Genomic DNA, 4,828 nt, shown 5'->3' on the forward strand with positions numbered 1-4,828 from the left:
ATATCAATTACATTTGATTTGACACATCCTTCTTGTGGATTAACTTATTCAAATTTGAATGATTCTAAAACATAGTTGGCTGTTTTATTATAAGGAATTTCGATTGTTTGTGAAGGTTCCAAAGAAATCAAATAGATAAAATCTTTGTGTTTGGCAAGTATGTCACGTCTGGTGGTTCCTTTGTCCGTATGATAATAAATTATTTTTGCCGGCTCTCCGCCAAAGGTTGTATCAACAATTTTTACGTTTTGAAACTTCTCTTTTTTATATTCTTTTGCTCTCGTTTTAGCATCACTATCAATCGTTTCACCTGCCTTTGGCGTTATTTCAAATATTGGAAAATCCATAAGCAAGGTTCCAATGTTTTTGATGGGTATATTGTTAATGACATATTCTTGACCATCAGTGTAATCAGTTGCGCATGGCATAGGGTATTCAAAAGAGTATTTATTTATTTTTCCGCCTGTTCTCATTTCGTATTTTATTGATTTTATAGCAGCAATACATTGAGGTTCCATATCCGTAAAATCAGACACTTTCCCTCCATAAGAAATTCCACTTACCATCGTCGGCTCATCATAATGTGATTTTCGGTCTTTATACATATAATAAATATAGCGCATATCATCTCCACCCGACTTAATATTTTCTGTCAATTTTATTGCAAAAACACCCGCCAAATCTGAATTTTCAATTACTGCTGTTCCGCCCAATTTTTCCACTTCTTTTATTGCATTAGCAGCATAAGTTACTAAATCATTCCTGTTGTCAACATGTTGTATTCTGAATCTAAAACTTTTTCCGACATTAAAGTTAATCTTCTCTTCGGTTTTATCAGTTTGTTTCCAGTCTGAAGGATAGTTAAATGAAAGGGTCGCCTCTTTATAAGTATTTGATGGCAAAGTAGGCGAAGCTGTTTTAGAAACAATGTTTGTATCAGGATGCTCAACAGTATAAGGCATTCCGCTGTGGCTGTATTTTAAATGCAGCCGATTGGTTGGCTCGGTCGGGTCACCACTTGCATTAGAAACATAAGTTTCACCTGCGTCAATCAGCTTTTCAGCGCTCATTTCGCCTGCTGCATATTTTCGGATGGCGTCTGCTGGTGCTGCAAATCCCACCCATTCTGCATCGTAATCCGTACTATCCTTATAAGTGCCATAAACAATAGTCATCCCAAAATTCTTAATTTCATCACCCGAAAAATTGGTAGTCATCACTTTGAGCGAAGGCAAAATATAGTTGGCTAAAATGATATACTGTCTTTGAGCTGAGGTCTTGATGCTTCGGTCAAACATTATATCAACATCTCCACCTGCTATCACTAATGATAAATCGGTATTGTTTTTTAGTGTGAAATTAATTAGATGAGGGATATATTCATGATAGAAAAATCGTGGAGTTTTATATGGAGTCATCGCAGTAAACTTCTCAAAGGTTGAAAAAAGATTCTTTTTATATTTTGTTATAATAGAAAATTCGTAGTCGGTATTTGCACCTTTCTTATCCCCTGTTGGAGGTCTTACTAAGTATGCGTTTAAGTCCTTATTTACTTGTTCAATATCCACAGGCGTGGTTAAAGGAAATTTCAACTTAGAAATATAATAGCTTGTCCAAGGCACAGTTGCCATCATTGATCCTTTAAAAAAGGAGTTAATATCCTGTAACTTAGGTGCTGCTTTTTCCTGCGCCTCTGCAACATTGCTCAAGCCAAAGGTGAGCATCGCAATCAGAATTAATTTTGTTAATTGGGTTTTCATTTTTTTTATTTTGTTAATTGTTTTTAAATAGTGTACGTTTTTTTTAGGTGTTCATGAGAGTAGTTCATTGCATTTTGGTTTATTTAGTTGTTACTGTTAGCCCGCTTACCTGAATCGGTGTGTGTCTATTTGTAGTAGTTCCATCGCCCAACTGCCCAAATTCATTATATCCGCAAGCCCAAATGCTGCCATCATTTTTCCGAAAAAGAGAATGACCCATTCCTGCCGCTATTTCGGTGATGCCGGATAGCTCGCTTACCGGATTGAGCCTATCTGTAGTTGTTCCATTACCTAATTCCCCATAATTATTATCTCCACAAGCCCAAACGCTACCATCTTTTTTCAGAAACAGAGAAAAATCAGATCCAGCGGCTATTGCGGTGATGTCTGATACCTCCACTTGAGCAGGTGCGCCCCAGTCTTCGCCATCTGTTTCATCGCCCAGTTGTCCACTAAGATTATCCCCACAAGCCCAAACGCTGCCATCCTTTTTCAGAAACAGGGAAAAATTAGATCCTGCTGCTATTGCGATGATGCCTGTTAACCCGCTCGCCTTTACCGATGTGAGTCTATTTGTACCAGTTCCATCACCCAATTGGCCGCCAACATTACTCCCACAGGCCCAAACACTACCATCATTTTTCAGAAACAGAGAATGTTTATCTCCTGCTGCTATTGCCGTGATGCCTGATAACCCACTAACCTTGACAGGAGTATTGCTGTTTTTAGTTGATCCATCGCCCAATTGTCCACAAGTATTCTCTCCGCAAGCCCAAACGCTTCCATCCTTTTTCAGAAACAGAGAATGACCAGATCCTGCTGCTATTGCGATGATGCCGGTTAACCCGCTCACTTTTACTGGCTTGAGTCTATCTATGTCTGTTCCATCACCCAATCGGCCATCTTCATTACGTCCACAGGCCCAAACGCTGGCATCCTTTTTCAGAAACAGAGTATAACCGTTGCCGCCACTCACTGCAATAATGTCCGACAATCCGCCCATCTGAACTGGCATAGATCTTTTCGTATTTGTCCCATCTCCCAATTCTCCAGAAATATTGTCTCCGCAAGCCTTTGGAGCGCCAGGCGTGGTTGGTAAAAAATAGGAAGATAGGTTTCCAGCAAAGATGGCTTGTGCATTTGCGCCCATACCCGTCCCGAGTAAAGCGATCGTGATAATTAATAGTTTTTTCATTTTGCTTTCGTTTTGTTACTCCGTTTAGTTGTTACCGTTATTCCGCTCACCCGAACCGGTGTGAGTCTATTTGTATTTGTTCCATCACCCAATTCCCCAGTAGTATTATATCCGCAAGCCCAAACGCTGCCATCATTTTTCAGAAACAGTGAATGATCATCTCCTGCCGCTATTGCGATGATGCCTGTTAATCCACTTACTTGAACAGGTGTGTTTCGGTATACATTAGATTCATCACCTAATTGACCATAGTTATTATCTCCACAAGCCCAAACGCTGCCATCCATTTTTAGAAACAGAGAATGAACATATCCTGCTGCGATGGCAGTGATGCCAGATACCTGCTTTATTTGAGCGGGTGCGCCCCAGCCTTCAACTATTCCATTGCCCAATTGTCCTCTAATATTATTCCCACAAGCCCAAACGCTGCTATCTTTTTTCAGAAAGAGAGAAAAATTAGATCCTGCCGCTATTGCGATTATGCCGGTTAACCAACTCGCCTTTACCGGTGTGAGTCTATTTGTATCTGTCCCATCACCTAATTCCCCTTCACTATTATCTCCGCAAGCCCAAACACTTCCATCTTTTTTCAGAAACAGAGAATGCATTCTCCTCGCTGCAATTGCGATGATGCTTGTTAGCCCGCTCACCCGGACTGGTGTTTTCTTGCCGATATCTGTTCCATCACCTAATTCCCCTTCACCATTATTTCCGCAAGCCCAAACGCTGCCATCCTTTTTCAGAAACAGAGAATGAGAATACCCTGCCGCTATTGCGATGACACCCGTTAACCCGCTCAGCTTTACGGGTGTGAATCTATCTATAACTGTTCCATCACCCAATTGCCCATAGCTATTACGTCCACTGGCCCAAACGCTGCCATCCTTTTTCAGAAACAGGGAATAACCATCGCCACCAGCCATTGCTGTGATGCCCGACAATCCGCCCACCTGAACTGGAATAGATCTTTTTGTCTTTGTTCCATCGCCCAATTCTCCATAAATATTATCTCCGCAAGCCTTTGGAGCGCCAGGCGTGGTTGGTAAAAAATAGGAAGAGCTGTTTCCAGCAAAGATGGATTGAGCATTAGCGCCAATGCCCATCCCGATTAAAGCGATGGTGATAATTAGTAGTTTTTTCATTTTGTTTTCGTTTTGTTACTTCGTTTAGTTGTTACTGTTAGTCCGCTCACCCGAACCGGTTTGTCCCGATCTATCTTTGTCCCGTCGCCTAATTGTCCTTTAGCATTACTTCCGCAAGCCCAAATACTTTTGTCTTTTTTCAGAAAAAGGGAATGAAATCTTCCTGCTGCTATTGCGGTGATGCCGGATAATCCACTTACTCGAACGGGTGTGTTTCGGTTAAAAATAGCTTCATTATCAAATTCCCCCTCACCATTATATCCACAAGCCCAAACGCTACCATCCTTTTTCAGAAACAGAGAATGAACATCTCCTGCCGCGATGGCAAGAATGCCAGTTAACCCGCTTACCTGTAACGGTGCGAGGCTATTTGTATTTGTTCCATCAACTACACCTAATTCGCCACTACCATTACTCCCACAGGCCCACACACTGCTATCCTTTTTCAGAAACAGAGAATAAAAACTTCCAGCAGCAATTGCAGTGATGCCCGACAATCCGCCCACCTGATCAGGTGTGTTCCTTTTTATATGTGTTCCATCACCCAGTCCTCCATAAATATTACTTCCGCAAGCCCAAACACTGCTATCCTTTTTCAGAAACAGGCAATGAGATTCTCCTGCTGATATTGCGGTGATGCCCGAAAGCCCGCTCACTTGAACTGGTGTAGATCTTTTTGTATTTGTTCCATCGCCTAATTGGCCTTCACGATTATCTCCGCAACCCCAAAC

Annotated in this window: 4 protein-coding genes; all 4 read right to left on the reverse strand. The window is 41.5% G+C overall.

The genetic code is table 11. The annotated features are described in order from the left end of the window. Positions 1-44: 44 nt before the first annotated feature. Positions 45-1,760 carry a hypothetical protein gene (locus ABIZ51_06325; GenBank protein ID MEO7088393.1) on the reverse strand — a complete coding sequence of 572 codons (1,716 nt, stop codon included), beginning with the start codon at positions 1,758-1,760 and terminating at the stop codon, positions 45-47. Between the two features lie 79 nt (positions 1,761-1,839). Next, positions 1,840-2,955, reverse strand: coding sequence for an RCC1 repeat- and reductase domain-containing protein (locus ABIZ51_06330; GenBank protein MEO7088394.1), 1,116 nt, complete (start codon positions 2,953-2,955; stop codon positions 1,840-1,842). Next, complete coding sequence (locus tag ABIZ51_06335; protein MEO7088395.1) at positions 2,952-4,097, reverse strand: hypothetical protein; 1,146 nt, start codon at positions 4,095-4,097, stop codon at positions 2,952-2,954. Before ABIZ51_06335 ends, ABIZ51_06330 begins: the two co-directional genes overlap by 4 nt. After that, the coding region (locus ABIZ51_06340) for an RCC1 repeat-containing protein (protein MEO7088396.1) at positions 4,094-4,828 on the reverse strand (735 nt) is incomplete at its 5' end. The genes ABIZ51_06335 and ABIZ51_06340, both read right to left, overlap by 4 nt.

It is taken from the genome of Bacteroidia bacterium, from assembly GCA_039924845.1.
GTDB lineage: Bacteria > Bacteroidota > Bacteroidia > DATLTG01 > DATLTG01 > DATLTG01.